The sequence below is a fragment of the Aeromonas sp. MR19 genome, assembly GCF_963899305.1.
Classification (GTDB): Bacteria; Pseudomonadota; Gammaproteobacteria; order Enterobacterales; family Aeromonadaceae; genus Aeromonas; species Aeromonas bestiarum.
Genome location: NZ_CAWQWZ010000021.1, coordinates 68,126 through 92,049 on the forward strand (window position 1 = coordinate 68,126; position 23,924 = coordinate 92,049).

Annotated in this window: 21 protein-coding genes; 8 read left to right on the top strand and 13 right to left on the bottom strand. The window is 62.8% G+C overall.

The features are described 5' to 3' along the window. Positions 1-19: 19 nt before the first annotated feature. The 6 genes from AACQ95_RS13095 (at position 20) to AACQ95_RS13120 (ending at position 8,938) form a co-directional block, all read left to right on the top strand. Positions 20-3,988: an ATP-binding protein gene (locus tag AACQ95_RS13095; RefSeq protein WP_241278707.1), complete on the top strand. Its 3,969-nt coding sequence runs from the start codon at positions 20-22 to the stop codon at positions 3,986-3,988. 1 nt (position 3,989) lies between these two features. Continuing rightward, complete coding sequence (locus AACQ95_RS13100) at positions 3,990-5,237, top strand: response regulator (RefSeq protein ID WP_241278708.1); 1,248 nt, start codon at positions 3,990-3,992, stop codon at positions 5,235-5,237. A gap of 3 nt (positions 5,238-5,240) precedes the next feature. Then, the gene (locus tag AACQ95_RS13105) at positions 5,241-5,840 is read left to right on the top strand and encodes a GNAT family N-acetyltransferase (protein WP_098984018.1); all 600 of its coding nucleotides are present in this window, start codon (positions 5,241-5,243) and stop codon (positions 5,838-5,840) included. 90 nt (positions 5,841-5,930) lie between these two features. Continuing rightward, the gene (cobB, locus tag AACQ95_RS13110) at positions 5,931-6,704 is read left to right on the top strand and encodes a Sir2 family NAD+-dependent deacetylase (RefSeq protein WP_043135373.1); all 774 of its coding nucleotides are present in this window, start codon (positions 5,931-5,933) and stop codon (positions 6,702-6,704) included. Positions 6,705-6,791: 87 nt separating this feature from the next. Further along, positions 6,792-7,268, top strand: coding sequence for a hypothetical protein (locus AACQ95_RS13115; RefSeq protein WP_043555890.1), 477 nt, complete (start codon positions 6,792-6,794; stop codon positions 7,266-7,268). After that, positions 7,268-8,938 carry a GGDEF domain-containing protein gene (locus AACQ95_RS13120; RefSeq protein ID WP_241278709.1) on the top strand — a complete coding sequence of 557 codons (1,671 nt, stop codon included), beginning with the start codon at positions 7,268-7,270 and terminating at the stop codon, positions 8,936-8,938. The genes AACQ95_RS13115 and AACQ95_RS13120 overlap by 1 nt, the downstream gene beginning before the upstream one ends. Before the next feature lie 60 nt (positions 8,939-8,998). Here AACQ95_RS13120 and AACQ95_RS13125 read toward each other — a convergent pair whose 3' ends face one another. From AACQ95_RS13125 to AACQ95_RS13155, 7 genes are all read right to left on the bottom strand, one after another. Further along, on the bottom strand, positions 8,999-10,009 hold the full coding sequence (locus AACQ95_RS13125) for a substrate-binding domain-containing protein (protein WP_103470727.1): 1,011 nt from the start codon (positions 10,007-10,009) through the stop codon (positions 8,999-9,001). Then, positions 10,009-10,941 carry a ribokinase gene (gene rbsK / locus AACQ95_RS13130; RefSeq protein ID WP_241278710.1) on the bottom strand — a complete coding sequence of 311 codons (933 nt, stop codon included), beginning with the start codon at positions 10,939-10,941 and terminating at the stop codon, positions 10,009-10,011. The genes AACQ95_RS13125 and rbsK overlap by 1 nt, the downstream gene beginning before the upstream one ends. A gap of 108 nt (positions 10,942-11,049) precedes the next feature. After that, a complete protein-coding gene (gene rbsB / locus AACQ95_RS13135; protein ID WP_043555794.1) occupies positions 11,050-11,925 on the bottom strand; it encodes a ribose ABC transporter substrate-binding protein RbsB in 876 nt (291 codons plus the stop codon). A gap of 21 nt (positions 11,926-11,946) precedes the next feature. Continuing rightward, positions 11,947-12,912: a ribose ABC transporter permease gene (gene rbsC, locus AACQ95_RS13140; protein ID WP_241278711.1), complete on the bottom strand. Its 966-nt coding sequence runs from the start codon at positions 12,910-12,912 to the stop codon at positions 11,947-11,949. Then, on the bottom strand, positions 12,909-14,444 hold the full coding sequence (gene rbsA / locus AACQ95_RS13145) for a ribose ABC transporter ATP-binding protein RbsA (protein ID WP_241278712.1): 1,536 nt from the start codon (positions 14,442-14,444) through the stop codon (positions 12,909-12,911). The genes rbsC and rbsA overlap by 4 nt, the downstream gene beginning before the upstream one ends. Before the next feature lie 21 nt (positions 14,445-14,465). Next, the gene (gene rbsD, locus AACQ95_RS13150) at positions 14,466-14,885 is read right to left on the bottom strand and encodes a D-ribose pyranase (protein ID WP_241278713.1); all 420 of its coding nucleotides are present in this window, start codon (positions 14,883-14,885) and stop codon (positions 14,466-14,468) included. A 206-nt stretch (positions 14,886-15,091) separates the two neighbouring features. Beyond that, on the bottom strand, positions 15,092-15,709 hold the full coding sequence (locus AACQ95_RS13155; protein WP_241278714.1) for a glutathione S-transferase family protein: 618 nt from the start codon (positions 15,707-15,709) through the stop codon (positions 15,092-15,094). A gap of 354 nt (positions 15,710-16,063) precedes the next feature. On the opposite strand from AACQ95_RS13155, the gene AACQ95_RS13160 reads away from it, so the two are divergent. Both AACQ95_RS13160 and AACQ95_RS13165 read left to right on the top strand, forming a co-directional pair. After that, positions 16,064-16,801 carry a hypothetical protein gene (locus AACQ95_RS13160; RefSeq protein ID WP_052159041.1) on the top strand — a complete coding sequence of 246 codons (738 nt, stop codon included), beginning with the start codon at positions 16,064-16,066 and terminating at the stop codon, positions 16,799-16,801. A 66-nt stretch (positions 16,802-16,867) separates the two neighbouring features. After that, positions 16,868-17,548: a DUF2987 domain-containing protein gene (locus tag AACQ95_RS13165; protein ID WP_241278715.1), complete on the top strand. Its 681-nt coding sequence runs from the start codon at positions 16,868-16,870 to the stop codon at positions 17,546-17,548. 79 nt (positions 17,549-17,627) lie between these two features. On the opposite strand, the gene ttcA is transcribed toward AACQ95_RS13165, so the two are convergent. The 6 genes from ttcA to AACQ95_RS13195 form a co-directional block, all read right to left on the bottom strand. Further along, positions 17,628-18,536, bottom strand: a complete 909-nt coding sequence (ttcA, locus tag AACQ95_RS13170) for a tRNA 2-thiocytidine(32) synthetase TtcA (protein ID WP_042037821.1) — start codon at positions 18,534-18,536, stop codon at positions 17,628-17,630. 82 nt (positions 18,537-18,618) lie between these two features. Beyond that, a complete protein-coding gene (gene uspE, locus AACQ95_RS13175) occupies positions 18,619-19,566 on the bottom strand; it encodes a universal stress protein UspE (RefSeq protein WP_043135363.1) in 948 nt (315 codons plus the stop codon). 130 nt (positions 19,567-19,696) lie between these two features. Further along, the gene (locus tag AACQ95_RS13180) at positions 19,697-20,452 is read right to left on the bottom strand and encodes an FNR family transcription factor (protein WP_042866440.1); all 756 of its coding nucleotides are present in this window, start codon (positions 20,450-20,452) and stop codon (positions 19,697-19,699) included. A gap of 68 nt (positions 20,453-20,520) precedes the next feature. Next, positions 20,521-21,207 carry a sulfite exporter TauE/SafE family protein gene (locus AACQ95_RS13185; protein WP_043555785.1) on the bottom strand — a complete coding sequence of 229 codons (687 nt, stop codon included), beginning with the start codon at positions 21,205-21,207 and terminating at the stop codon, positions 20,521-20,523. Further along, positions 21,191-21,379: a cbb3-type cytochrome oxidase assembly protein CcoS gene (ccoS, locus tag AACQ95_RS13190; RefSeq protein WP_043135361.1), complete on the bottom strand. Its 189-nt coding sequence runs from the start codon at positions 21,377-21,379 to the stop codon at positions 21,191-21,193. The genes AACQ95_RS13185 and ccoS overlap by 17 nt, the downstream gene beginning before the upstream one ends. 127 nt (positions 21,380-21,506) lie before the next feature. Beyond that, positions 21,507-23,903 carry a heavy metal translocating P-type ATPase gene (locus AACQ95_RS13195; RefSeq protein ID WP_098984027.1) on the bottom strand — a complete coding sequence of 799 codons (2,397 nt, stop codon included), beginning with the start codon at positions 23,901-23,903 and terminating at the stop codon, positions 21,507-21,509. Positions 23,904-23,924 lie beyond the last annotated feature (21 nt).

Consider the following 23,924-nt stretch of genomic DNA (forward strand, 5'->3'; position numbering starts at 1 on the left):
GCCTGGCTTTTACTTTTGCATGATAAAAACCCGCCTTTTACTCACACTGTTGCTGGCCATGCCGGTGCAGGCCATGACCCTGCCTCTGTCGCCGGCTACCCAGGCCTATGCCGACGCGCTCAAACCGCTGACCATCTGCTATCCGGCCCTGATCCGGCCGCCCTATCTCGAAGAGTCGGGGGGCTTGCTGATCGATCAGCTGGAGCGGCTGGCCGAGCAACTGCCGGTGCCACTGCTGCACGAAAAATTGCCAAACTGGTCCGCAGTGCAGCAGGGGCTGCTGGCAGGGCGCTGCGATCTCATCCCCTATGTCGGCCCTTCACTGCAGGCATTGCCGGGCATGGCCCTGAGCCGCGCCCTGCTGGAGGCCGAATCCGCCATCCTCTATCGCGGCGAGCTGGAACGCGCCACCTTTCTGGTGTCGCCCGTCTGGCAGGCGAGCGAGGCGCTCAAGTCGCTCTACCCCCATGCGACCCAGCTGGCCCTGACCGATGCCGACAACTGGTATGCGGCTTTGGTGGCCGGCAAGGGGACTGCCTATCTGGGGGATTACCTGCAACTGCGCTACCTGATGCGCGAATACCCGGATGAGGGGTTGCGGCTGCGCCGGCTGCGCAGCGATGAACTGGTGATCAGCTATCGCATTATGATGCGGGACAAGCCCGAGCTCAGGGAGCTGATCGACACGGCAATCCGCTACATGCCCCCCGGCAGCCTCTACAAGGATCTGGATCGCTATCTGGAACAGGGAGAGCAGGACATCAACCCGCTGCACTTCACCGATGAGGAGCAGGCCTGGCTGGTCGGTACCTCCCGCACCATCAAGCTGGTGGTGGATCCTGCGCTTATGCCCTATAGCGGCATCGACGGGCAGGGTCAGCTCAAGGGCTGGAGCGCCGATGTGCTGCGCCGGGTGAGCCTGCAGACCGGACTGAACTTCCATGTGGTGCCCGCCCGGGACAGGGAGGAGGCACTGGCCAAGCTGCGCAGTGGCGAGGCGGACATGATGGCGGGCCTGCTGGAGACCCCGGCCCTGACCCGCGAGTTCGACTTCACCCGCATCATGGTCGCGAGTCGTTACGCCCTGGTCAGCCGCAAGTCTCACTCGTTCGATCGGCTGGAGGCGCTCAAGGGGGAGGTGGTGGTGCCCGCCAGCCTCTATGACCCCGACATGCTGGCACGTTTCGGCCAGCATGGGTGGCGCAAGAGCGAGACGCTTGAGTCTGGCATTGCGCAGGTGCAGGCAGGCAAGGCCGATGCCATGCTGGCCGAGTTGTATCAGCTGCAGTATCCGCTGCGCAACAACCGGCTCGATGGCCTGGACATCAAGGAGTTGCCGATTCGCTTCGGGCTCGGTTTTGCCATAGGCTCCCGCAGCCCCAGACTGGCGGGGGTGATGGAACAGAGTCTGATGACCCTCACTGGCAGGCAGAACGATGAACTCAACCAGCGCTGGCGACAGCTGGTGCTGACCCAGCAGGCCGGCGTCAGTTACGGTATCTGGCTGGGATCCGTATTGCTGGCGCTGCTGATCAGCGCCGGCGTCATCTGGCTGATCTGGCGCTCCCGCCAGCAGCTGGCGCGGGAGGTGAGTCAGCGTCAGGAGATGGAGCAGACACTGGCGCTGGAGAGCCAGTTCAGGGAGTCTCTGTTCCAGGCACTGCCGGTGCCTGTCTTCCTGCGGGACAATCAGGGGGAGATCATCAAGCGCAACAAGCAGGCCAAACGGTTGGAGGCCCGTTATCTGGCCGAGCTCAGCCTGCCATCGTCCCAGGTGCAGGGGGCGGAAGGAACCTTGTCCCTCGGAGATCAGGTGTTCTCCTACGCCCAGATCCCGCTGCAACTGGGCAAGCAGACACAGGCCGGGGATCTGATCGCACTGTCCGATATCAGCGCCCTGCGCGAGCGCACCCGCTTGCTGCGCCAGGCCGAGCGTCGCCTGCGTGCCCTCACCAATACGGTGCCCGGGGTCGTCATTCAGTTCATCCTGCAGCAGGGCGGTACAGCGCAGGTCGAGTTCATCAGCCGCGGCAGTTACGAGCTGCTGGGGCTGGCCAGCCAGCAGATCCGCCGCGATCCCGACAGCGCACTCAGCCGGCTGCTGCATCAGGACAGGCGCGAGATGCGGATGCCCATGCTGGCCATGTTGCAGGCGGGGCAGCCCTTCTCCTACGCGCTGCGCTATGCCCACCCGGACAAGGGGACGCGGTGGCTGCAGTTCTATGGTCGGGGTCGCAGCCAGCCGGAAGGGGGGTGGCGCGTTTACGGTGTGGTGCAGGATGTGACCGCCCGAGTCGAGCAGGAGCATGCCTTGCAGGCTTCCCATGAGCGGGCCGAGCAGGCCGTGCTGGCCAAGGGGCGCTTTCTCGCGGCGGTGAGCCACGAGATCCGTACCCCCATGAATGCCATCCTGGGGCTGCTGGAGTGGCTCGATCACACCCCACTGTCGGCGGAGCAGCGCTCTGCGCTCTCCCATGTCAGACAGGCGGGGGACGAGCTGCTCGGCCTGCTCAACGATGTGCTCGATTTCAGTCGCAACGAGAACCGGCAGTTGGCGCTCTCTCCCCAGCCGACCGATCTGGTGGATTTGTGCGAGCACGTGGCGGCGGTGCACTGGTCCAAGGCCCGCTCCAAGCGGTTGCAACTGCGGCTGGATATTGATCATCGCCTGCCCGCACAGGTGGAGCTGGATCCCCACAGGGTGCAGCAGGTGCTGCATAACCTGCTCGCCAACGCCATCAAGTTCAGCCCCGCCGGTGAGGTGGTGTTGTGGGCCCGTCGTGAAGGCAACCGCCTGCTGTGCGGTGTGGATGATGAAGGGCCCGGCATCAGTAGCGATCTGCTGCCTCGCCTGTTCCTGCCCTTCGAGCAGGGAGGAGAGGAAGGCCAGCCCAGGGCTCAGGGCACAGGACTGGGGCTGGCCATCAGCCGTCAGCTGATGGAGCAGATGGGCGGCGAGATCCGGGTTGAAGCGCGTCCCCTCGGGGGCAGCCGCTTCACCTGCACCTTGCCGTTGGTGTTGCTGCACGAGGCGCCGCGCTGGCAACCGAGAGTGACCAGCGTCAACGTCCAGTTGAACGATACGGAGCGTGCCTATCTCATGCCCTGGCTTGGTGAGCTCGGCCTGAGGGAGAACCCCGCCGGCCCCCTGCTGCGCGCCGCCGAAGATGAACAGGGCCTGCGTTACTGGGACTGGCAGGGCGAGCCCTGGGTGCCAGGTGCTGTGGTCAGCCTGTTGCAGCCCAGGCTGGTGTCCTCTGCCGAGGAGGCGATGAGCCTGCCGGGACAGGGGATGCGGGTGTTGCTGGTCGAAGATCACGAGGTGAATCGGGTGTTGATCAGCATGCAGCTGACCCAGCTGGGGGCTCAGGTACTGAGTGCGGCCAATGGCCAGCTGGCGCTCGACATCTTGCAGCACGAGACGGTGGATCTGGTGCTGACCGATCTGCAGATGCCGGTGATGGATGGGGCCCAGCTGTGTCAGCAGTTGCGTGATTCGGCGCGCTGGCAGCATCTGCCGACCTACGTGATCACCGCCGATCTCAGCGAGCAGGCGGCGCAGCGACTGGCCAGCTGCGGTTGCCGGGGGCATCTGGACAAGCCCCTGCTGCTTAAGGATCTGGCCAACTTGCTGCGCAGCCTGCCGACTTCAGCCGACACAGTCACCCCGCTGTCCAGGGCACCAGAGGAGGACCTGGCGCCGGAATGGCTGGAACAGGCATTGCCGCTGCTGAGTCCTGAGCTTGTCACCCTCTATCTGGAGGCCACTCGCCAGGATCTGGCCGACATTGAGCACTGCATCACACAAGGGGATGAGATGGCGCTCGATGCGGCTTTACACAAGGTGAAGGGGGCCGCCAAAATGGTGGGGGCCACCCCGCTTATCCAGATGATCGAGCAGTGGCAACGGGATCCACGGCAACCCCTGATATCCCCGCTGCGGCACGCTCTGGATGAAGTCTGCCGGCGATTGGGTGAGAGAGTCTGACATGATCATCACAGATGAAGAGTTATTGGCGTTGCTGGATCCGGAAGAGACGCAAGAGCGTTTCTTCCATCCAGTGACCATCTATGCGCTGGATGGGGTCGCCTATCGGGCGGCCCAGGCGGTCAGCCTGCCCGAATTTGCGACCCTGCGCCGCACCAGGCCCGATGCCTGCTGGCACTGGGAGGGGTTGTTTGCCGCCGGTGCCATTGCCCTGTTTGATCCGGCCTCGCACGCTGGCGCCGACTATCTGCCGCAACTGATGGCGCAGGGGGAGGGGATCTATCGGCTCTCGGATGACTGGCTGGCTAGCGTGCATGGCCGTTACCAGCAGTGGCAACACTGGCTGGCCGAGATGCGGATCTTGTTGCTGGAGGACCATCCGTTTCAGGGGGCCCACATTCAGCAGGAGATCCAGGGATTGGGGCTCTCCTGTCAATGGGTGCAGGATGGCAATGCCTGTATCCAGGCGCTGGCGGAGGGGAAGGTCACACTGCTCATCAGCGATCTCAGTCTGGTGGAGCAGGATGCCATCAGCCTGTTGATGAGCCAGCCCCAGTACCAGCAAAGCGGCCTGCCCATCATATTGCTGTCAGCGCACGATCAGACCCTGATAGACGGTGCCCGGCGCCTGCTGCATGACGCCGGTTTCAACGTGGTGGCGGCCCTGGCCAAGCCCCTGTTGACCGACGATCTGCTGCGCTTGCTCAAGGTGCTTTATCTGGGGCCCCAGCGGCAACAGCGGCTCAGTGGCCAGCGCCGTACCATTCGTACCTGGCAGGGGGAGGAGAAGGGACTGCTGGGGCTTATCTCGGATCCCCCCTCCAAGCTGCCCGTCTGGCTGGCGGTGACCGGTTTGCCACCACGCTGGGAGCTGGTGCGGGAGTGGTTGGGCAGGCAGGGACGAGACGCCGGCGAGCTGACCCTGGTCATTCACCGCCGCGACCACCTGCTCAGTCAGGCGGAGCGGTTTGCCCTGGTGTTGCAGGCCAGTCTGGCCGGCGCCAGGCTCGCCTTGCTGCTCGACAGCGATCAGCACATGCCGTTCGATCTGCTGGAGCGGATGCCCTTGCAGCACCTGCTGCTGGGGCAGAGCCTGCTGCCCGGGCTGGAGGCCATGACGCCGGACTCCCTGCTGGGGCGCTTCATCAACCGGGCCAGGGAGCTCGGCATCGCCCTCTATCTGGATGACCCCTTCAACCTGCTCGATAACGAGTTGTGGCGCGATCGCGGCATGACGGGGCGCTGGTAACCCGTGCCTCGCTATCTCTGCTGGCCTCCCGACGAGGCGCGCTTGCGCCGCAGTCTGGCCGGCTGGCTGCATCCCACCTCGCGGGCATCCTTGCCGCTGATGATGGAAGTGGGGGGCGTTCCCTGCCGGCTGCAAGAGCTGGCGGGGGCCGATCCCGAGAGTATCAAGGCGGCTTATGAGGCGTTGAGCGAGCAGAGCATTTACTTGCGCTTCATGCGGGCCAAGCAGCCCCCTACCGCCGATCAGCTCGCCTTCTTTCTCGATTACCCCAGAGCGTCCCAGATAGGCTTGCTGCTCACCGATGGTCTGGGGCGGCCGCTGGCCCAGGCCCAGTCCATCCGGCGGCGGCTGCACCCGGATCGGGCCGAGTTCTCCTGCCTGGTGGCGGATCACTTCCAGCACAGGGGGGCGGGCAGGCGTATCCTGCTGGCACTGGCGCTGCTGGCGCGCGCCGAAGGCATTCGGGAGTGGACGGCCGAGGTGCTGGCCCAGAATCGCCCCATGCTGGCACTCCTGCGCGGGCTGGGGCTGCCGCTCACCCTGGTGACGGGGCGGGAGCTGGTGTTTGTCCGGCTCGATCTGAGCGTGCTCGATACCCTGTGACGGGGGTATCCTAATAAGACCAAGGGCGAATAGGCCTGTTTTTCACCCTGTGCTAAGGTCAGCCTTGTATGCGGTCAGAGGGAATCCATCATGGTGCAGTCAGCTAAACACATCGTCATCCTTACCGGCGCCGGGATCTCTGCCGAATCCGGCATCAAGACCTTCCGGGCCTGCGACGGTCTGTGGGAAGAGCACAGGGTGGAGGATGTGGCGACCCCGGAAGGGTACGCGCGGGATCCCGCCCTGGTGCAAGGCTTCTACAACTCGCGCCGCCATCAGCTGCAACAGCCGCAGATCCACCCCAACCCGGCCCACTATGCGCTGGCTCGCCTCGAACGCCTGCTGCCGGGCACAGTCACCCTGGTGACCCAGAATATCGACAACCTGCACGAGTGTGCGGGCAGCAAGAACCTCATCCACATGCACGGGGAGCTGCTCAAGGCCCGCTGTCCCGAGTCGGGCCAGGTGATCGAGTGGCGTGGCGATCTGCATCAGGATGAGCTCTGCTCCTGCTGCCAGTTTCCCCAGCCATTGCGCCCGCACGTGGTCTGGTTTGGCGAGATGCCGCTGGGGCTGGATCGCATCTACGGCGCACTGGCCCAGTGCGACCTTTTCATCTCCATCGGTACCTCGGGTGCCGTCTATCCCGCCGCCGGTTTCGTGCATGAGGCCGGGTTGAACGGTGCCCATACCATAGAGCTCAATCTGGAACCGAGCGAGGTGGGCAGCCAGTTTGACGAGAAACGCTATGGACCTGCCTCCCTGCTGGTGCCCGCCTTCGTTGACGAGTTGCTGCAACGTTGCGGTGTACATCAACCCAAGCAGATAGACGGTCACAACTGGATGGAGATGCGCGGATCCTGAGCAACCGTGGCATGCCACAGTTGCAATGACCTGGTGAAATCGCCACACTGGCAACCCAAATATGGGACGCAGTTGGCGCAAATCATCATGACCACAGTGAAGCAATGGATCGCTTTTTTCCTCCTGATGCTGGCCAGCGCCAGCGCATTGGCATCTACCCCCCTGATGACGCTGGTGCTGCCCAACGGCAAGCAGCTCACGCTCGATGACGCGGCGCTGGCCGCCCTGCCACAAACCGAGTTCACCACCACCACGCCCTGGACTCAGGGCTCGCACCATTATCGTGGTCCGACCCTGGCGGCCGTACTCGCGGCGCAGGGAATTCTGAGTGCCAGCAAGATTGCCGTCTCGGCCCTCAACGGCTATCAGCAGGTGGTGGACCTGGCCCTGTTTGACGGTGTGCCCCTGACTCTGGTGCGCCACGAGGATGACAAGCCGCTGACCCGGCGCAACAAGGGGCCGCTCTGGCTGCTGATCCCGTTTTCCAGCCACCCCAAGCTGGACATTCCCCCCATTCATAACTGCATGGTCTGGCAGGTGACCCGCATCGAGATCATCGACTGATGGGTCGTCAGCGCCATAACCTGCTGCTGGTCTCGATCACCTTGCTGTTTCTGTTTTCCTCGGGTTGCGGGCTCTATCTGCAACACCGCCAGGAGCAGCTGGTCGATACCTTCTATCGCAACATCCACTGGAACATCAGCCAGGTGATGCTGGAGTCCCAGCGTTTCCTCTATGAGTTGCGTCTCTATCGGGCCGGGCAACTGGAGATGGAGACCCTGAGCCTCAATTACGATCTGTTGTGGAACCGGCTGGATATCTTCCTCATCAGCAGTGAAACCGCCGAGGCGCGCGAGCGTCACGGGCTGGGCAAGGCGTTGGCCGGACTGTTCGAACAGATAAAGCGGCTCGAACCCCAGATACAGGCCGGGCAACTGCGAGAAGGGGCCGAGCTCGAACAACTGCAGACCCAGATTGCCGAGCAGACCCGCCAGATTGAGCAGATTGGCGATCAGATCCTCTCCGGCCAGGAGCGGGAAGCCTCGGTCAACCAGATCCGCAGCAGCCTGTTCTGGCTGCAGATCTGGCAACTGATCCTGCTGGTGACCGGTGGTGTGCTGGTGTTTGCCCTCATTCGTGCCAACTTGCAAAACCGGCGCCTCTCCCTGCTCGATCCCCTGACCCGGCTCGGCAATCGCCGCGCCTTGCAGGAACAGTTGGCACGCTCGCTGGACTCTTCCCATGCCCATGCCCATGCCCATGCCCTGGCGCTGGTGGTGCTCGATCTGAAGCGCTTCAAACAGGTCAACGATCTGCTCGGCTATCAGGTGGGAGACAGATTGCTGCAAACGGTGGCCGATAAGCTGCAGCAAGCCCATGGCGGTCATGCCTACCGGTTGGGTGGGGATGAGTTTGCGGTGATCCTGACCGCCGGGCGGCAGAGCATGGCGGCGCAGATCCAGGCGTTGATGAGCCTGCTCCATTTCGAGTTCGTGACCCGGGAGAGCAGTTTCGAGCTGGCGTGCCGGCTGGGGGTTGCCCAGGTGCAGGAGGAACCGGATCCCAAGCGGCTGCTGGATCAGGCCATTCTGGCTCTCAATCAGGCCAAGCGCGATGCCGATGGGGATCTCGCCTGGTTCGAGCCCGGGATGCAGCTGCAGTTGCAACTGACCCAGCGCCAGCTGCACCAGTTGCGGGACTGGCTGGCAAACGTGGCGCCTTCCCCTCTGGTGGTCGATACCCAGCGGTTCGGCAGCGAGAGCGGCGCCGCGGTGACAGGTTTGTCACTGCGCTGGCAGGAGACGCTGACGCCCTGCGAGATGGGCTGGCTGCAGGAGGGCGGCATACTGGGGCCCGTGATCGCACGGCTGCTGCAAGAGCATGATCAGCCTGCCGGCGGTGATCCGCAGCCGCTGCTGATCGCGCTCACGCATCAGGCTCAGCTGGCCCATGTGCTGGCCTATCTGCCCGCGCTGGCCCATGTCGAGCCAATCCTGCTGCTGCCAAGCCTGCAGCAGGATGTCGCCCTGCTGGCCAAGCTGAACCAGTGCGCCTGTACCCTGGCGCTCCGCGAGATTGGCAGCAGCACGCCGGACTTGCTGGCGGCGGGCTGGCCACTGCGTTATTGGCTGCCGGTGGCGTCGGCGCACGCCGGTCTGCTGGCGCCGCTGGCACAGCGACTGGGCGTGATACGCCTGGCCCAGATTGCGCAGGCTGAGCGGCAGCAGGCCTGACTGGCTGCGATAAAAAGGGCGACCCCTGGGTCGCCCTTTTTGCATGATGTGTTCAGAAAATCAGGGGGCGGGGAAGGGGGCGCAGGATTGTCTGATCACCAAGTCAGGATCGACCGTGATCAGGTGATTATCCACCGCCACCCCGTTGATCCGCGCCAGCAGCCGGGTGACGGCGAGGCGACCCAGCTCCTCCTTGGGCTGATTGATGGTGGTGAGCGGCGGTGACAGGTATTGCGCCAGCGCCACGTTGTCATAGCCGACGATGGAGAGATCCTGCGGTATGTTCAAGCCCGCCTGATGGGCGGCGCTGATGGCCCCCATGGCCATCATGTCGTTGAAGATGAAGAGGGCGCTCGGCCGTTTGGGTTGAGCCAGCAACTGCTGCATGGCGCTGAAACCACTGGCGCAGTCAAAGTCGCCCTCCTGGATCCAGGCCGGATTGATGGTCAGCCCCGCTTCCTGCATCGCCTGCTCGAAGCCGGACTGGCGCTGATTGGCGGGGGCGCGGCTGTGGGGGCCCGTGATGCAGCCAATGTCGGTGTGGCCGAGCGCCAGCAGGTGGCGGGTGGCCAGGTAACCGCCGCGATGGGAGTTGTCGGCAATAAGATCCACGTCCTTGCTCTCCATGCCCCAGTCCATCACCACCACAGGCAGGCTCTTGAGCCAGTCGAGCTGGTTGAACACCTCCTGCTGCCCCTCGCTGCACATGATCAGCAGGCCGTCGACCCGCTTGCGCAGCATCATCTTGAGGTAGGAGAGGGCGGTCTCGGCCTGCCCCTCGGTGTTGCCCAGCATCAGGTTGTAGCCCTGCTCGAAGCAGTAGCGCTCCACCCCGCGCACCACCTCGGCGAAGAAGGGGTTGCTGGAGGTGGTGACCAGCATGCCGATACTGTTGGTCTCCTTCACCTTGAGGCTGCGGGCCACCAGGCTGGGGGCATAGTTGAGATCGCGCATGGCGGCGAAGACTCGCTCCCGGGTCTCCTCGGCCACGAAGCGGGTCTCGTTGATGACGTGGGAAACTGTGGTGGTAGAGACCTGGGCCCGCGCCGCCACCTCCTTGATATTGGCCATCAGTGCCCCTGCGCAGTCTGGGCGAGCAGGAAGGCCTCGACCTCCTGCTTGCTCGGGATCGAGCTCTGGGCGCCGAACTTGGTGACAGAGAGCGCAGCCGCGCCGTGGGCAAAGCGCACCGCGGCCTTGAAATCGGCGCCGGCCAGCTCGGCGGCCAGCAGGGCGCCGTTGAAGGTGTCGCCTGCGGCCGTGGTGTCCACCGCCTCGACCCGAAAACCCGGGATCAGTTGCTGCTGCCGGGCGTTGCTGCAATAGACCCCTTGGGAGCCCAGGGTGATCATCACATCGCTGATCCCCATCTGGTGGAAGCGGGCCGCCGCCTGAGCCGCGCTGGCCTCGTCGGTGACCTTGACGCCAGTCAGCAGCTCGGCCTCGGTCTGGTTGGGGGTGATGAGATCCACCAGCGCCAGCAGCTCGCTAGAGAGCGGCTGGGCGGGCGCCGGATTGAGCACCATCCGGGTGCCGTGGGATCTAGCCAGTCTGGCGGCTTCGAACACGCTCTCCAGCGGCACTTCCAGCTGCAACAGCAGGGTGTGGGCGTCGGCAATCAGGGTTTCATGGCGTTTGACCATGGCGGGGGAGAGGGCGCCATTGGCTTCGGCGGAGATGCCTATGCTGTTCTCCCCCTCGTCGCTCACATAGATGATGGCGATACCGGTAGGCAGGGTGTCGTCGAGTTCCACCGCGCTGACGTCTATGCCGTCCTGGGCAAAGCCCTGGCGCATCTGCTGGCCGATGGCGTCATCGCCGATGCGGGCGATAAAGGCGACGGGGGCGCCGAGGCGCGCGGCGGCAACCGCCTGATTGGCCCCTTTGCCACCGGGGACGACTTGATAGCTGTGGCCGGTCAGGGTTTCACCGGGGCGAGGAAAGTGGGGAACGCGCAGCACATGGTCTGCATTGACACTGCCCAGAACAACGAGACGATTCATTCTTATCACCCTTGATTTGGAACATCTTGGCTTGAGTGGGCCCAAGCCAAGCTGCACGATTAATCGAAGACAGGAGGTAAAGGGGGAGGCGAACCTCCCCCCGTCGGCTTACTTGCTGACCACTTGCAGCGGGACCGGGATGGATTTTTCCACCGGCTGGCCCTTGAGCACCTTGTCGGCGGTTTCCACGCCGATGGCACCGATCAGCGCAGGTTGCTGAGCCACGGTGGCGGCCAGTTTACCCTTGGCCACGGCGGCCTTGCCATCGTCAGTGCCGTCGAAACCGACGATCATCACCTCTTTGCCGGCGGCTTGCACGGCGCGGATGGCACCCAGCGCCATCTCGTCGTTCTGGGCGAACACGGCCTGCACGGTCGGGTGGGCGGCCAGCAGGTTCTCCATGACGTTCAGACCCTTGGTGCGGTCAAAGTCGGCGGGCTGGGAGGCCAGCACTTCCAGCTTGTTGGCGGCCACGGCCAGGGCGAAACCTTCGCCACGGTCGCGGGCGGCCGAGGTACCGGCGATCCCTTCCAGCTGAATGACCTTGGCACCGGCCCCCAGTTTCTGGGTGATAAAGTCACCGGCCAGCTTGCCGCCGGCCACGTTGTCGGAGGCGATGTGGGCCTTGACGTCACCCTGGGCCGCGCCGCGGTCCAGCGTCAGCACTGGGATGTTGGCCTTGTTGGCCAGGCGGATGGCGTTGCCCACTGCCTCGGAGTCGGTCGGGTTGATCAGGATGGCATTGACCTTGCGCACGGTGAGATCTTCCATGTTGGAGAGCTCCTTGGCCGGATCATTCTGGGAGTCCAGCACCACCAGCTCGTAGCCAAGCTCCTTGGCCTTGGCTTCGGCCCCCTCTTTCATGGTGACGAAGAAGGGGTTGTTGAGGGTGGAGACCACCATGGCCAGAGTGTGATCGGCGGCCTGGGCGGTGCCCAGCACGGACATGATGGCGGCAGCGAGCAGGGTATTGAGCTTTTTCATCATTTCATTCCTTGTGTGTGCTTACTTGCTTTTGTTATCGATCATCACGGCGAGCAAGATCACGCTGGCCTTGGCGATCATCTGGTAATAGGACGAGACGTCGAGCAGGTTGAGGGCGTTGTTGAGGAAGCCGATGATGAGCGCCCCGATCAGGGTTCCCATGATGCGACCCTTGCCCCCCATCAGGCTGGTACCCCCCAGCACCACGGCGGCGATGGCATCCAGCTCGTACCCCATGCCGGCGGTCGGCTGGGCCGAGGAGAGGCGAGAGGTGACGATGAGCCCGGCCAGTGCCGACAGCATGCCGCACAGACCATACACCGCCAGCTTCACCCTGGCCACATTGATGCCGGAGAGGCGGGTGGCCGACTCGTTGCCGCCCAGGGCGTAGATGTAACGGCCGAGGCGGGCGTGGTTGAGCATGAACCAGGCCAGCAGGAAGACGATGGCCATCAGCCAGATGGGCACAGGCAGGCCGAGCAGGTAGCCGGTACCCAGCCAGGCGAAGTGATCGGCGCCGTCACTGAAACCGGTGGAGATGGGACGTCCCTCGGTATAGACCATGGTCACGCCGCGCAGGGCCGTCATGGTGACCAGGGTGGCGATGAAGGCCTGCACCTTGCCCTTGGCGATGATGAGACCGCTGACGCCGCCGAGCAGGGCACCGGCTCCCAGGGTGAGGGGCACCACCAGCCAGATGGGCAGCTCCATGGCCACCATGGTTGCCGCCAGGGCGCCGCACAGGGCCAGCACAGAGCCGACCGAGAGATCGATGCCGGCGGTGAGGATGACCAGCGTCATGCCGACCGCCATGATGGCGTTGACCGAGGTCTGGCGCAGTATGTTGAGCAGGTTGTCGGCGGTGAAGAAGTTGGGGCTTAAGGCCGAGACCACGCCGATCAGCACCAGGAGGGCGACCAGGGATTTGTTCTCGATCCACCAGGCCTTGCTCATGATGCCGCGGCGAGGAAGGGTTTGGGTTGTCATTGGGAGGCCTCTTGCTCTGATTGCCACTGTTTACCGACTGCCGCCGCCATCAGTTTCTCCTGATTGGCGTCTGCGGACATGAATTCTGCGCTGATGCGCCCTTCGTGCATCACCATGATGCGATCGCTCATGCCGAGCACTTCCGGCATCTCGGAGGAGACCAGGATGATGCTCATCCCCTCCTTCTTGAACTGGTTGATGAGCTGGTAGATCTCCTTCTTGGCCCCCACGTCGACGCCGCGGGTCGGCTCATCCAGGATCAACACCTTGGGCCGTGTCAGCAGTCCCTTGGCGATGGCGACCTTCTGCTGGTTGCCGCCGGAGAGCAGTTTTATCAGCTGATCCTGACTCGGGGTCTTGATGTTGAACAGCCGCACATAGTCGCTCACCGCCTGACGTTCGGCCTTGCCGTCGATCTTGCCGTGGCGGATGAACTCGCCGAGGGCGCACAGACTCATGTTTTCGCGCACCGACAGCTCCAGCACCAGGCCATCGCCCTTGCGATCCTCGGAGATGTAGGCGATGCCGGCGGCCAGGCCATCGGCGGGGCTGCGCGGCACCATGACCTTGCCATCGACTTCGACCGCACCTGCGCTGATGGGGCTGGCGCCGTAGATAAGCTTCATCAACTCGGTACGGCCGGAACCCATCAGGCCGCTGAAGCCCAGAATTTCCCCCTGACGCAGGGAGAAGCTCACCCCGCGCACGCCGGGGCCGGCCAGATCTTTCACTTGCAGGCTGACGGGGCCGAGCTCTCGTTGCAGACGGGGATACTGCTCCTCCAGCCGCCGACCCACCATCATCTCGATGATCCTGTCTTCATCGAGCTCGCTCACCGCCTTCTCGCCGATCCACTTGCCATCGCGCAGTACGGTAACCCGGTCGCAGATCTGGAAGATCTCCTTGAGACGGTGGGAGATGTAGACGATGCCGCAGCCCTGCTGGCGCAGCTCACGGATCACCACAAACAGCTGCTCGGTCTCGGTGTCGGTCAGCGCATCCGTGGGTTCATCCATGATGATGACGCTGGCATCGAACGACAGCGCCTTGGCGATCTCCACCATCTGCTGTTCACCGATGGAGAGATCCCCAAGCCTTGTATCCGGCCCGTGCTTGACGCCGAGGCGGGCCAAGAGGCCGCTGGCACGCTCGCGCAGCTGGCGGTGGTCTATGCTGCCAAAACGGGTACGCGGTTCGCGGCCGAGGAAGATGTTGGCGGCAATCGACAATTCAGGCAGCAGGTTCAGCTCCTGGTGGATGATGCTGATCCCCTGATCCTGGGAGTCGCGGGGGCCCTTGAAGTGCACCGGCTGGCCGCGATAGCTGACGCTGCCCGCATCGGCCTGATAGATGCCGGTCAGCACCTTCATCAGGGTGGACTTGCCGGCGCCATTTTCGCCGAGCAGGGCCATCACCTGGCCCGGGTAGACCTTGAGGCCAGCCTCATCGAGGGCGCGTACACCGGGGAAGGTCTTGACGATCCCGGTGAGTTCCAGAATGGGCGAAATGGGCGAGGAGGAGGTTGTGCTCATTTGCAGCTTCCTTGAAGAGGCTTAAAACGCCACACCGGCGCAGAGAATAATGTTGGCGTAGGGGGTGACCTCGCCGCTGCGCACGATCGCCTTGCTCTGGCGGGAGCGGGTCTTGAACGCCTCGTGCAGGCAGTATTCGATGGTGATGGGCTTGCCTTGGGCAGCGGCGTGCGCCTCCAGCTGATCGACCAGCGCCTGATGGGCGGCCGGGCTGATCAGTTTTATCTCGCTCGCCATGATCACCTTCTCCACCACCAGATCGGTGAGCAGGGCGGCCAGCACGGTTGCAAGGCTGGGGGTGCCCGCCATCAGCGCCAGATCGATGCGCTCCGGCCCCGCCGCAATGGGCAGGCCCGCGTCGCAGACGGTGATCTCGTCGGTGTGACCCATCCGTGCCACCAGGGCACTCAGGGGAGCATTGAGCAGCTTGCCTCGTTTCATACAGCACCTCGGCAGACTCGCGTCCGCATATCTGATGTTCATCTAGGCAACCGGTTACGCAACCGGTTGCGTCATGCGAGAAAGATAGGCCCTAAGGCCCGCGCGATCCACAGTGAGATGGCAGAAATGTGAAAACGATCTCAATGCGGGGGATGGAGAGGGGAAAAAGGGTGCCAGACAGAGCACTGGCACCCGCAGATACCGGGTTAGAGGGCGAGGGCTTGCTGCACGCCGGGGCGTGCCAGCATCTGTTGATGGTGGGCCGCTACCCTGGGGAACTCGCCGATGGCCACGCCATCGCTCTCGAGCCAGCTGGCGACCACGAACAGATAGATGTCGGCCAGGCTGAAACTCTCTCCCAGCACCCAGGGGCCGACCAGATAGTGGCGTTCAATCTCGGCAAAGCCATCGCGCATGTTCTGCGGCATCTTGGCCTTCATGGCGGCGATGGCCTGTTCGTCATCGGCCCAGCGGCTGCCACGGCGACCGTGGGCATGGGAGACGTGTACCGTGGAGGCGAGGAAGCTGTTCACCTCCTGCATGCGGGCCAGCAGGAAGGGATCGTCCAGCGGTGCAAGCCGGGCGTTAGGGAAGCGCTGCGCCACATAGAGCAGCAAGGCCGGGGTTTCGGTCAGCACGCCGTGCTCGGTAACCAGAGCCGGCACCCGGCCTTTGGGATTGATGGCGAGGTAGGCGGCGGAGCGCTGCTCCCCGGCCGTCAGGTCGAGCACCTTGATGTTATGGTGAGCCTTGGCCTCGGTCAGGGCTATGTGCACGGCCATGGCACAGGTGCCGGGGGCGAGATACAGGGTCAGATCCGACATGCAATTCTCCTTGTGAAGCGGTCGCCACCGGGCAATCCGGATGGGGGAGGTGGCGGCGAGCAGAAACGGGTGACGGCTTCTGGCATCCTACGCCCATAGCCGCGGCGGGCCAAGGCAGGGAGATCAGCCCCACGGGGACGCCCGACGGCGGATGCGGATGGGGGCAAGATCCTGGCGTGGATAATCTGTTCCGGACGGACGCGGCGCCGACTGCGATGACGGGCCCTTATGAAATCAAAGACTTTTTGGTCAGCAGATAAGGGGAAAAACGGCTACGCATGCCGGGTCAAATCGCTATAATGTGCTCCCTGAATAGTGGTTTTTCTGATGTTGGATAGTCAATTGAGTAATAAAATGCGGATCGGTGGTTCCCTCGAACAATCCCTGAGTCAGGGATATCGTCTCGACCTCAAGGGGGTATTGCAGGAGAGTTGGCAACAGACGCGGCGCACCGGTTTCGGCCTGTTGCTGGCCATCGTCGGTGTCACGGCCATCTGGATATTGCTGAGCAATACCCTGCTGGCACCCTACCTCAATCAGGAGGGGGGAATGGACATAGCCCTGGTGCTGAGCCTGCTTATCACCATCATGATGTCGCCCATGACCTCGTCCCTCGACATGCTGGGATTGCAACAGTCGGTCGGTGTGCGTGCCCGCCCGAGCCAGGTATTCGATTTCTTTCGCCACTTCCTGCGTCTGGGCAGCCTGAGTCTGCTGGGCAGCATGCTCACCAGCCTGTTCGGCCCCCTGTTTGAACTGGTGGGCCTGCCGGTGGTGCTGGCCTTCATCCCGTCTGCGTTGATCGGCATGGGACTGGTGTTCTCGGTGCCGCTGGTACTGGAGCGCGGGCTGTCACCGGTGCAGGCCATTCTGGTATCGCTCAAGCTGTTTGCCCGTGGCTGGCCCAGCATAGTGCTGCTGCACGGCGTCATGCTGGCGCTGTTTTTCCTGGCGCTGATCCCCATGGGATTGGGCCTTGTCTGGGTGGCCCCCCTCTACTTCAACTGCAAGGGGATCCTCTATCGGGATCTGTGCGGGGTCGCGGTCGAAGTGACGGAAGTGAGCGAAGGCCCAAATCATTTCAACGCATAACAAGCCTGCAGCCTGGCGCAGGCATATTTCAGCGCATGACGAGTGCGCGATGCAAAAGGACGGCATATGAAGAGGACTCGACATGGCGTGGCGGCAGGCTTGCTGCTGTTGCCTACCCTGGGCTTGGCGCAGCCTTCACTGGATCTGCAGTACAGTACTTTCTACAGCCAGATGAAGACCTTCGCCAAGGGGGAGTTTGGTCACGCCAGGCTGGGGTTTTACCTGACCGATCCGCAAAATGGCCAGCGCTGCCTGCTCACCTCGGCCCGGGTCTCAACCCTGGATCGGGACGTGGCCGCCGAGGTGACGGTAGACAGCGAGCTGCGGCTGCCCTACGACGATGATCTCAATCTGGACAAGGCGACCGTGGTGGTGGGCTTGACCGAAGCGCACACGGCCTGCGATCTGTCGGTGCAGGTGATGGCCGATGTGCAGCCGGTGTCAGGCAGCCAGTGGGATCTCAAGGTGGCCGAGGTGGCCGGGCGTCAGCAGGATATGCAGGCTCTGCTGAGCAAGCTGGCCGGCATGGTCGGCAAGTATTTCCTGCCCGAGATGGCGGGCGTGCGGGTGACCCTGGTACAACCGACGGGCACCGCCTATCTGGTTGACGGTACCCGCCAGCAACCGCTCTCCTGGCAGGGGGGGCAACTGCTGCTGAGCAACGCGCAGCTGGCGGATTTCGCCGCGGGCAAGTTGCAACTGCAGGGGGAGATACTGCGATTGACCCCCTGGCTGCACAAGGAGTGAGCCAGCCGCTTGCCAGTGAGATAAAAAAAGGAGCGCCTGGCGCTCCTTTTTTGTTGCTGTGGACTTGTGTCTATCGTGTTTAGCGCACTTCAATCACATCCAGCATGTCCATCTCGTCGATGTCCAGCAGCGGCGCCTTGGGCAGTTCAGGCGGATCAAATGCCTTGTCACCGCCATCTATGATGCCGGAGTCGCGGTTGATGCTCTTGAAGTCAAACAGCTTGTGATCGAGCAAATGGCTCGGGATCACGTCCTGAATGGCGGTGAACATGGTCTCGATACGACCCGGGAAGCGGCGATCCCAATCCTGCATCATCTGCTTGATGGCCTGACGCTGCAGGTTCTCCTGCGAACCGCACAGGTTGCACGGGATGATGGGGAAGGCCTTGACCTCGGCATAGCGCACCAGGTCTTTCTCCTTGCAGTAGGCCAGCGGGCGGATCACCACGTTCTTGCCATCATCGCTCACCAGCTTGGGCGGCATGGATTTGAGCTTGCCACCGTAGAACATGTTGAGGAACAGGGTCTCGAGTATGTCGTCCCTGTGATGACCGAGGGCAATCTTGGTGCAGCCCAACTCCTGGGCGGTGCGATAGAGAATGCCACGGCGCAGACGGGAGCAGAGGGCGCAGGTGGTCTTGCCTTCCGGTACCTTGTCCTTGACGATGGAGTAGGTGTCTTCCTCGACGATCTTGAAGTCGACGCCCAGGGTGGCCAGGTATTCCGGCAGCACGTGCTCGGGGAAACCGGGTTGCTTCTGATCCAGGTTGACGGCCACCAGATCGAAATGGATGGGGGCGCTTGCCTTCAGGCTCATCAGGATGTCGAGCATGGCGAAGCTGTCCTTGCCACCGGACAGGCACACCATGATCTTGTCGCCCTCTTCAATCATGTTGAAGTCGGCGATGGCCTGACCTACGTTGCGCCGCAGGCGCTTCTGCAGTTTGTTGAAACTGTATTTATCTTTGGCGTTCAGCTCTTCTAGCATGCTCGTAAAACCCGGGACACAAATAAGCGCGTTATTATAGCCATGTCCCGGGGGAGGGCAAGATGCCAGGATGAAAGGCGTCTTATGATTGACTGCGCCGGCTGTCTACCGGGCAGCTGTAATCGGCGGGTTTGAGGATCAGCATGTCGCAGGCGAGTCTGTCCACCACGTGTTCGGCGGTATTGCCGAGCAGGGCGGCGGAGAGGCCGGTGCGACCGACACAGCCCATGATCATCAGGGTGGCTTGCAGGTCTTCGGCCAGATCGGGCAGCACCTCTTCCGGCAGGCCTTCCGCCACCCGGGTCCACAGATGACTGATGCCAAATTTGTCGGCATGGCTCAGCAGCAGGCCCTCATGGTGTTTGCGAATGGCATCGTTGTAGGCGTTGGGATCGAACTCCGGCAGCTCGATGGCCACGTTGACCGGGGTGCCGGGATAGGTGTTGACCAGGTAGAGGTTGGAACCGAGCAGCTCGGCGATGGCGATCCCTTCCTCCGTGATCCGCTCGTTCAGCAGTTTCTGATCCTGGTCGTCGCTGGAACAATTGATGGCGGCTATGATGTTGCCGCCCCGTTGCCAATGACCCTCCTTGACCAGCAGGACGGGGCAGGGACACTTGCGCAGCAGGTGCCAGTCGGTCGGGGTGAAGATGAAGGTTTGCAGAAACGAGTGATGGTGAGTCGCCTTGACCACCAGATCGTGGCGGTTTTCCAGCACTTCCTGAATGACGCATTCGAAGGGCCGATTGTGCCAGACCACCTTGATCTCGCAGTCCAGCCCCTTGGCTCGGTAGGGTTTCAGAATATCGTCGAGCCATTCACGGCGCTGGGCGATCACGCCGTGGCGCATCTCTTCCCGTTCGTCCACCGACAGCATGGCGGTCATCTCGTACGAGAAGTCGTAAATGGTGAGCAACAGGGTCAGTTGAGCGCCTTCATCCAGCTCAGCCACCTTGACCGCACGTTCGAGGGCAATTTGCCGCTCTTCTTCCGGGTTGATAACGACCAGGATCTTTCGGTACTTGACCATGTTCTCCTCCTCCTTGGCAAAAATACCAATGATGGCAGACCTTTAGCCATTACAGCTTAGCTCAGGAGGAGGTGGGGAGACGTGTGCCGGATCAAATTTCAGTGTAAACCGATCCGGCAACAGAGGAGGATTAACCGCAGGGAGGACGGGTCGCGCCAGCCATGACGCCGAGGGCCACATGATCCAGCACTGTGATGTACTTGCCCTTGACGCTGATGAGCTCGGACTTCTGGAAGCGGCCAAGCAGGCGGCTGATGGTCTCGACGGTGAGGCCGAGGTAGTTGCCGATGTCACCGCGGGTCATGGAGAGGCGGAACTCCTTGGCGGAGAAGCCGCGCTCGGAGAAACGCACCGACAGATTGTGCAGGAAGGCGGCGAGGCGCTCTTCGGCATTCTTCTTGGAGAGCAGCAGTATCATTTCCTGATCGCCCATGATTTCGTTGCTCATGAGTCGCATGATCTGCTGGCGCAGCTTGGGCATCTTGCCGGAGAGATCGTCGAGCACGTCGAACGGGATCTCGCACACCATGGCCGTTTCCAACGCCTGGGCGAAGGAGGGGTGTGCTTGTTTGTGAATGGCATCGAAACCAACCAGATCACCGGCGAGGTGGAAGGCAGTGATCTGCTCATCCCCTTGTTCCGTGATGGTGTATGACTTGATGGTCCCGGAACGGATCGCGTAGAGCGATTTCAGCTCATCGCCGGCTTTGAACAGCTCCTCACCCTTCTGGATCGGCTTCTTTCGCTCGATGATGCTGTCGAGCTGATCGAGTTCGCTGTCGTTCAGGGTGAAGGGAATGCAGAGCTGGCTGATGCTGCAATCCTGGCAATGAATTGCACAGCCACCGCTCTGAATACGTCTGCCAGGTTTCTTTTCCGGGATCATAGGCTCATACGAATAATTGATTTATATCAAACAAGTTTACCATCAACTCATCCGTTTTGGATAGGGTTTCAAAAGGACGCTATCCCGATCCAGAGAGTATGAAGCCCATACGCGATGAGCAAAACAGCCCCGCCCTGGCGCAAACTGCGCAGGGTCAGCCAGTAACGCAGGCGGTCTGCCAGTCCTCCCAGTGCAAACAGTGTCGGCAGGGTCCCTATGCCGAAACTGAGCATGATGAGCGCACCGCCACCGGCGGAACCTGCCGCCGCACTCCAGGTCAGCATGGAGTAAACCAGACCGCAGGGCAGCCAGCCCCACACCATGCCAAAGGGGAGGGCCTGCCAGGCCGAGGTGAAGGGGAGAAACTTGCCCGCCAGCGGCTTGATGCGGGGCCAGAGTCGGGCGCCGATGCGCTCGAGCAGCAATATGCCCTGCCACCAGCCGGCGAGGTAGAGACCGAGCGCTATCATCAAGAGCGCCGCCACCAACCGCAAGCCGGCGATGGCGTGCTTGCCTGCGCCCAGCTCGCTGGTGGTGGCCAGCAGGCCCCCCACCAGAGCACCGGCTACCACGTAGCTGAGGATCCGGCCCAGGTTGTAGTTGAGCAGATAACCGAGCCGGCCCCAGAAGTGCTGCTTCTCGGGGGGAATGGCCATGGAGAGGGCGGCCGAGACGCCGCCACACATGCCGATGCAGTGGCCTGAGCCCGCGAGCCCCACCAGCAGGGCACCGACCAGATCAAGGCTGGCGGTCATCGGAGGTATGCTCGCTGGGTTTCTGGGCGGGTTTGTCTTCATCGAACAGGATATTGGAGCCCTGGCGGTCGAGATCTTCAAACTGCTCGGAGCGAATGGCCCAGAAGAAGACGGCGCCGGCGATGATGACAAACAGGATGGCGATGGGGATCAGGACGAAGATGATGTTCATGGTGCAAGCCTTGCAATGAGAGTGGTCATGGTACACCCGTTGGTGGTCAGGAGCCCGGCGATTCTGTGGGGCGGGGAGCCCGGCAAACGTGTGCTCCCTTTATCGTGCGCGTATATGCGGCCATGGCTCAGCGATTCAGTCGCATGGAGTTGGTGACGACTATGAGGGAACTCAGAGACATGCCCGCCGCCGCCACATAGGGTGGCAACCAGCCACTGGCCGCCAGCGGCAGCACCAGCAGGTTGTAGCCGATGGACCAGGCGAAGTTCTCCTGGATGATCTTGCGGGTACGAATGGCCAGGGTGCGCGCCTCCAGCAGACGGGAGAGATCGTCGGCCAGCAATATGGCATCGGCGCTGTTTTTGGCCAGATCCGTGCCGCCCGCCATGGCGAAGGAGGCGTGGGCACCGGCCAGCACGGGGGCATCGTTGATGCCATCCCCCACCATGATGCTGATATCGCCGCGGGCCTCATGCTCCTTGAGATAGGCCAGCTTGCCATCCGGCGTGACCCCTTTCACCAGTTCGTCCACTCCGAGTTCGCGAGCCACCTCGTCGGCCTGGGCCGAGCTGTCACCCGTGAGTATGGTGGTCTTGAGACCGGCGGCCTTGAAGGCCTGGATCAGCGCCTTGGCATCCGGGCGCAAGGTATCTGCCAGGATGAAGCGGGCCAGCAGCCTGGACTCATCGGCCAGATAGACGGCAAGGCCCTGGCTGGCAGTCTGTCCGACGGGCAGTGCCAGCCAGCGGGCGCTGCCGATGCGGTAATGCCGGCCTGCGATCGTGCCCTGAATGCCGTGACCTATGACGGGGGTCACCTCGCTTGCCGACAGCAACAGGGCATCGTCTGCCGCCTTGCTGCGAAAGGCACGGGCGATGGGATGTTCCGAGTAGGCTTCCAGTGCGCGGGCGATGGCGAGGCACTGGGCCTCGCTCAGCTCGGCCAGCGCCGTGGTGCTGATCAGGCTGATGTTGCCCGTGGTCAGGGTGCCTGTCTTGTCCATCACGATCCGGTTGGCCTTGGTCAGCACGTCCAGCACATGGCCACGGCGCAGCAGAATGCCGGATCGGGTCAGGCGGGCGGTGGCCGAGGTGAGCGCGGTCGGCGTGGCCAGCGACAGGGCGCAGGGGCAGGTGGCGACCAGTACGGCCAGGGTGACCCAGAAGGCCTGCTCCGGCTGATGGAAGTGCCAGAAGGTCCACACAGCCGCGGCAATGATCAGCAGTACCAGGATGAAGTGGCGGGATAGCACGTCCGCCATCTGGGCGATGGCCGGCTTGTCGTCCAGCGCGTGATCCTGCAGCCGCATGATCTGGGCGATGCGCGACTCCTCGATGCGGTGGCTGACCCGTATCTGGAGCGGTGCGTCCGTGTTGATGGTGCCGGCATAGACGCTGTCGCCCAGCTGCTTGAGCAGCGGCAACTGCTCGCCGGTCAGCATGGATTCGTTGAGGCTGGCCTGCCCCTCGACGATGAGGCCATCGGCCGGCAAGGTGGCGCCGGCCAGTACCCGTATTCTGTCTCCCACCTGCAGCATCTTGGCTGCCACCTCGTGTTCGCCATCTTCATCGATGCGCGTGGCCATGATGGGCACCAGCCGTGCCAGGTTGGAGCTGGACTCTGACGCCTTGCGTCTGGCCCGCAACTCCAGAAAACGCCCCAGCAGCAGGAAGAAGACGAACATGGTGATGGAGTCGTAATAGACCTCACCGGTATTGAAGACGGTGGCCCACATGGAGGCGACGAAGGCGCCGATCAGTGCCAGCGATACCGACACGTCCATGGAGAGGTGGCCCTGTTTCAGGCTGCGCCAGGCGCCCACGTAAAACGGCTGGGCCGAGTAGATCATGATGGGGGTCGAGAGCAAGAGGCTGATCCACTTGAAGTAGACCATGAACTCATCCTCGACGCTGATGAAGAGATCCATGTAGAGCGCCACTGCGCACATCATCACCTGCATTGACCCCAGGCCCGCCAGTGCCAGCCGGAACATGTAGCTGCGCACTTCTTTGGCGTAGATAGCTTCCTGGTTGTGGGTCTGGAACGGGTAGGCACGATAGCCTATCTTGGCGAACCCCTTGAGGATGTCGCTCAAGGCAAGCCGGTCCGGATCCCACTTGATGCGGGCGCGGTGAGTGGTGGTATTGACGTTGATGTAGTGCAGGCCGGCAAGGCCGGTCAGATGACGCTCGATGAGCCAGGCGCAGGCGGCGCAGGTCAGCCCTTCCACGCTGAGCAGGATCTCGCGCTGCCTGTGGCTGCCCGTGCCGCTGTCGGTGACAAAATCCTGCTGCACCTCGGCCAGATCGTAGTGGGTGAGGGCGGCCAGCTCTTCCGGGACCAGTTCCCCCTTGATGCCGGGCGCTGTGCGGTGCTCGTAATAACTGGAGAGGCCGCACTCCATGATGGTTTCTGCCACGGCCTGACAGCCGGGGCAGCACATGGGTTGCACTATGCCCTTGATCTCGAGCGCATAACGACTGCCGGCGGGAACCTGCTCACCACAATGGAAACAAGCCTTCATGGCGTCTTGCCCCGGGAGGTA

What these genes read in the sequence shown, in the direction of transcription:
- rbsD (WP_241278713.1), bottom strand. Translation starts at nt 14,885, where the DNA reads ATGAAACGAGGCAAGCTGCTCAATGCTCCCCTGAGTGCCCTGGTGGCA.
- AACQ95_RS13165 (WP_241278715.1), top strand. Translation starts at nt 16,868, where the DNA reads ATGAAGAGGACTCGACATGGCGTGGCGGCAGGCTTGCTGCTGTTGCCT.
- AACQ95_RS13180 (WP_042866440.1), bottom strand. Translation starts at nt 20,452, where the DNA reads ATGATCCCGGAAAAGAAACCTGGCAGACGTATTCAGAGCGGTGGCTGT.
- AACQ95_RS13160 (WP_052159041.1), top strand. Translation starts at nt 16,064, where the DNA reads ATGCGGATCGGTGGTTCCCTCGAACAATCCCTGAGTCAGGGATATCGT.
- ccoS (WP_043135361.1), bottom strand. Translation starts at nt 21,379, where the DNA reads ATGAACATCATCTTCGTCCTGATCCCCATCGCCATCCTGTTTGTCATC.
- AACQ95_RS13120 (WP_241278709.1), top strand. Translation starts at nt 7,268, where the DNA reads ATGGGTCGTCAGCGCCATAACCTGCTGCTGGTCTCGATCACCTTGCTG.
- rbsA (WP_241278712.1), bottom strand. Translation starts at nt 14,444, where the DNA reads ATGAGCACAACCTCCTCCTCGCCCATTTCGCCCATTCTGGAACTCACC.
- cobB (WP_043135373.1), top strand. Translation starts at nt 5,931, where the DNA reads ATGGTGCAGTCAGCTAAACACATCGTCATCCTTACCGGCGCCGGGATC.
- ttcA (WP_042037821.1), bottom strand. Translation starts at nt 18,536, where the DNA reads ATGCTAGAAGAGCTGAACGCCAAAGATAAATACAGTTTCAACAAACTG.
- AACQ95_RS13155 (WP_241278714.1), bottom strand. Translation starts at nt 15,709, where the DNA reads ATGTCGGATCTGACCCTGTATCTCGCCCCCGGCACCTGTGCCATGGCC.
- AACQ95_RS13195 (WP_098984027.1), bottom strand. Translation starts at nt 23,903, where the DNA reads ATGAAGGCTTGTTTCCATTGTGGTGAGCAGGTTCCCGCCGGCAGTCGT.
- rbsB (WP_043555794.1), bottom strand. Translation starts at nt 11,925, where the DNA reads ATGAAAAAGCTCAATACCCTGCTCGCTGCCGCCATCATGTCCGTGCTG.
- AACQ95_RS13125 (WP_103470727.1), bottom strand. Translation starts at nt 10,009, where the DNA reads ATGGCCAATATCAAGGAGGTGGCGGCGCGGGCCCAGGTCTCTACCACC.
- AACQ95_RS13095 (WP_241278707.1), top strand. Translation starts at nt 20, where the DNA reads ATGATAAAAACCCGCCTTTTACTCACACTGTTGCTGGCCATGCCGGTG.
- AACQ95_RS13115 (WP_043555890.1), top strand. Translation starts at nt 6,792, where the DNA reads ATGACCACAGTGAAGCAATGGATCGCTTTTTTCCTCCTGATGCTGGCC.
- rbsK (WP_241278710.1), bottom strand. Translation starts at nt 10,941, where the DNA reads ATGAATCGTCTCGTTGTTCTGGGCAGTGTCAATGCAGACCATGTGCTG.
- rbsC (WP_241278711.1), bottom strand. Translation starts at nt 12,912, where the DNA reads ATGACAACCCAAACCCTTCCTCGCCGCGGCATCATGAGCAAGGCCTGG.
- uspE (WP_043135363.1), bottom strand. Translation starts at nt 19,566, where the DNA reads ATGGTCAAGTACCGAAAGATCCTGGTCGTTATCAACCCGGAAGAAGAG.
- AACQ95_RS13185 (WP_043555785.1), bottom strand. Translation starts at nt 21,207, where the DNA reads ATGACCGCCAGCCTTGATCTGGTCGGTGCCCTGCTGGTGGGGCTCGCG.
- AACQ95_RS13100 (WP_241278708.1), top strand. Translation starts at nt 3,990, where the DNA reads ATGATCATCACAGATGAAGAGTTATTGGCGTTGCTGGATCCGGAAGAG.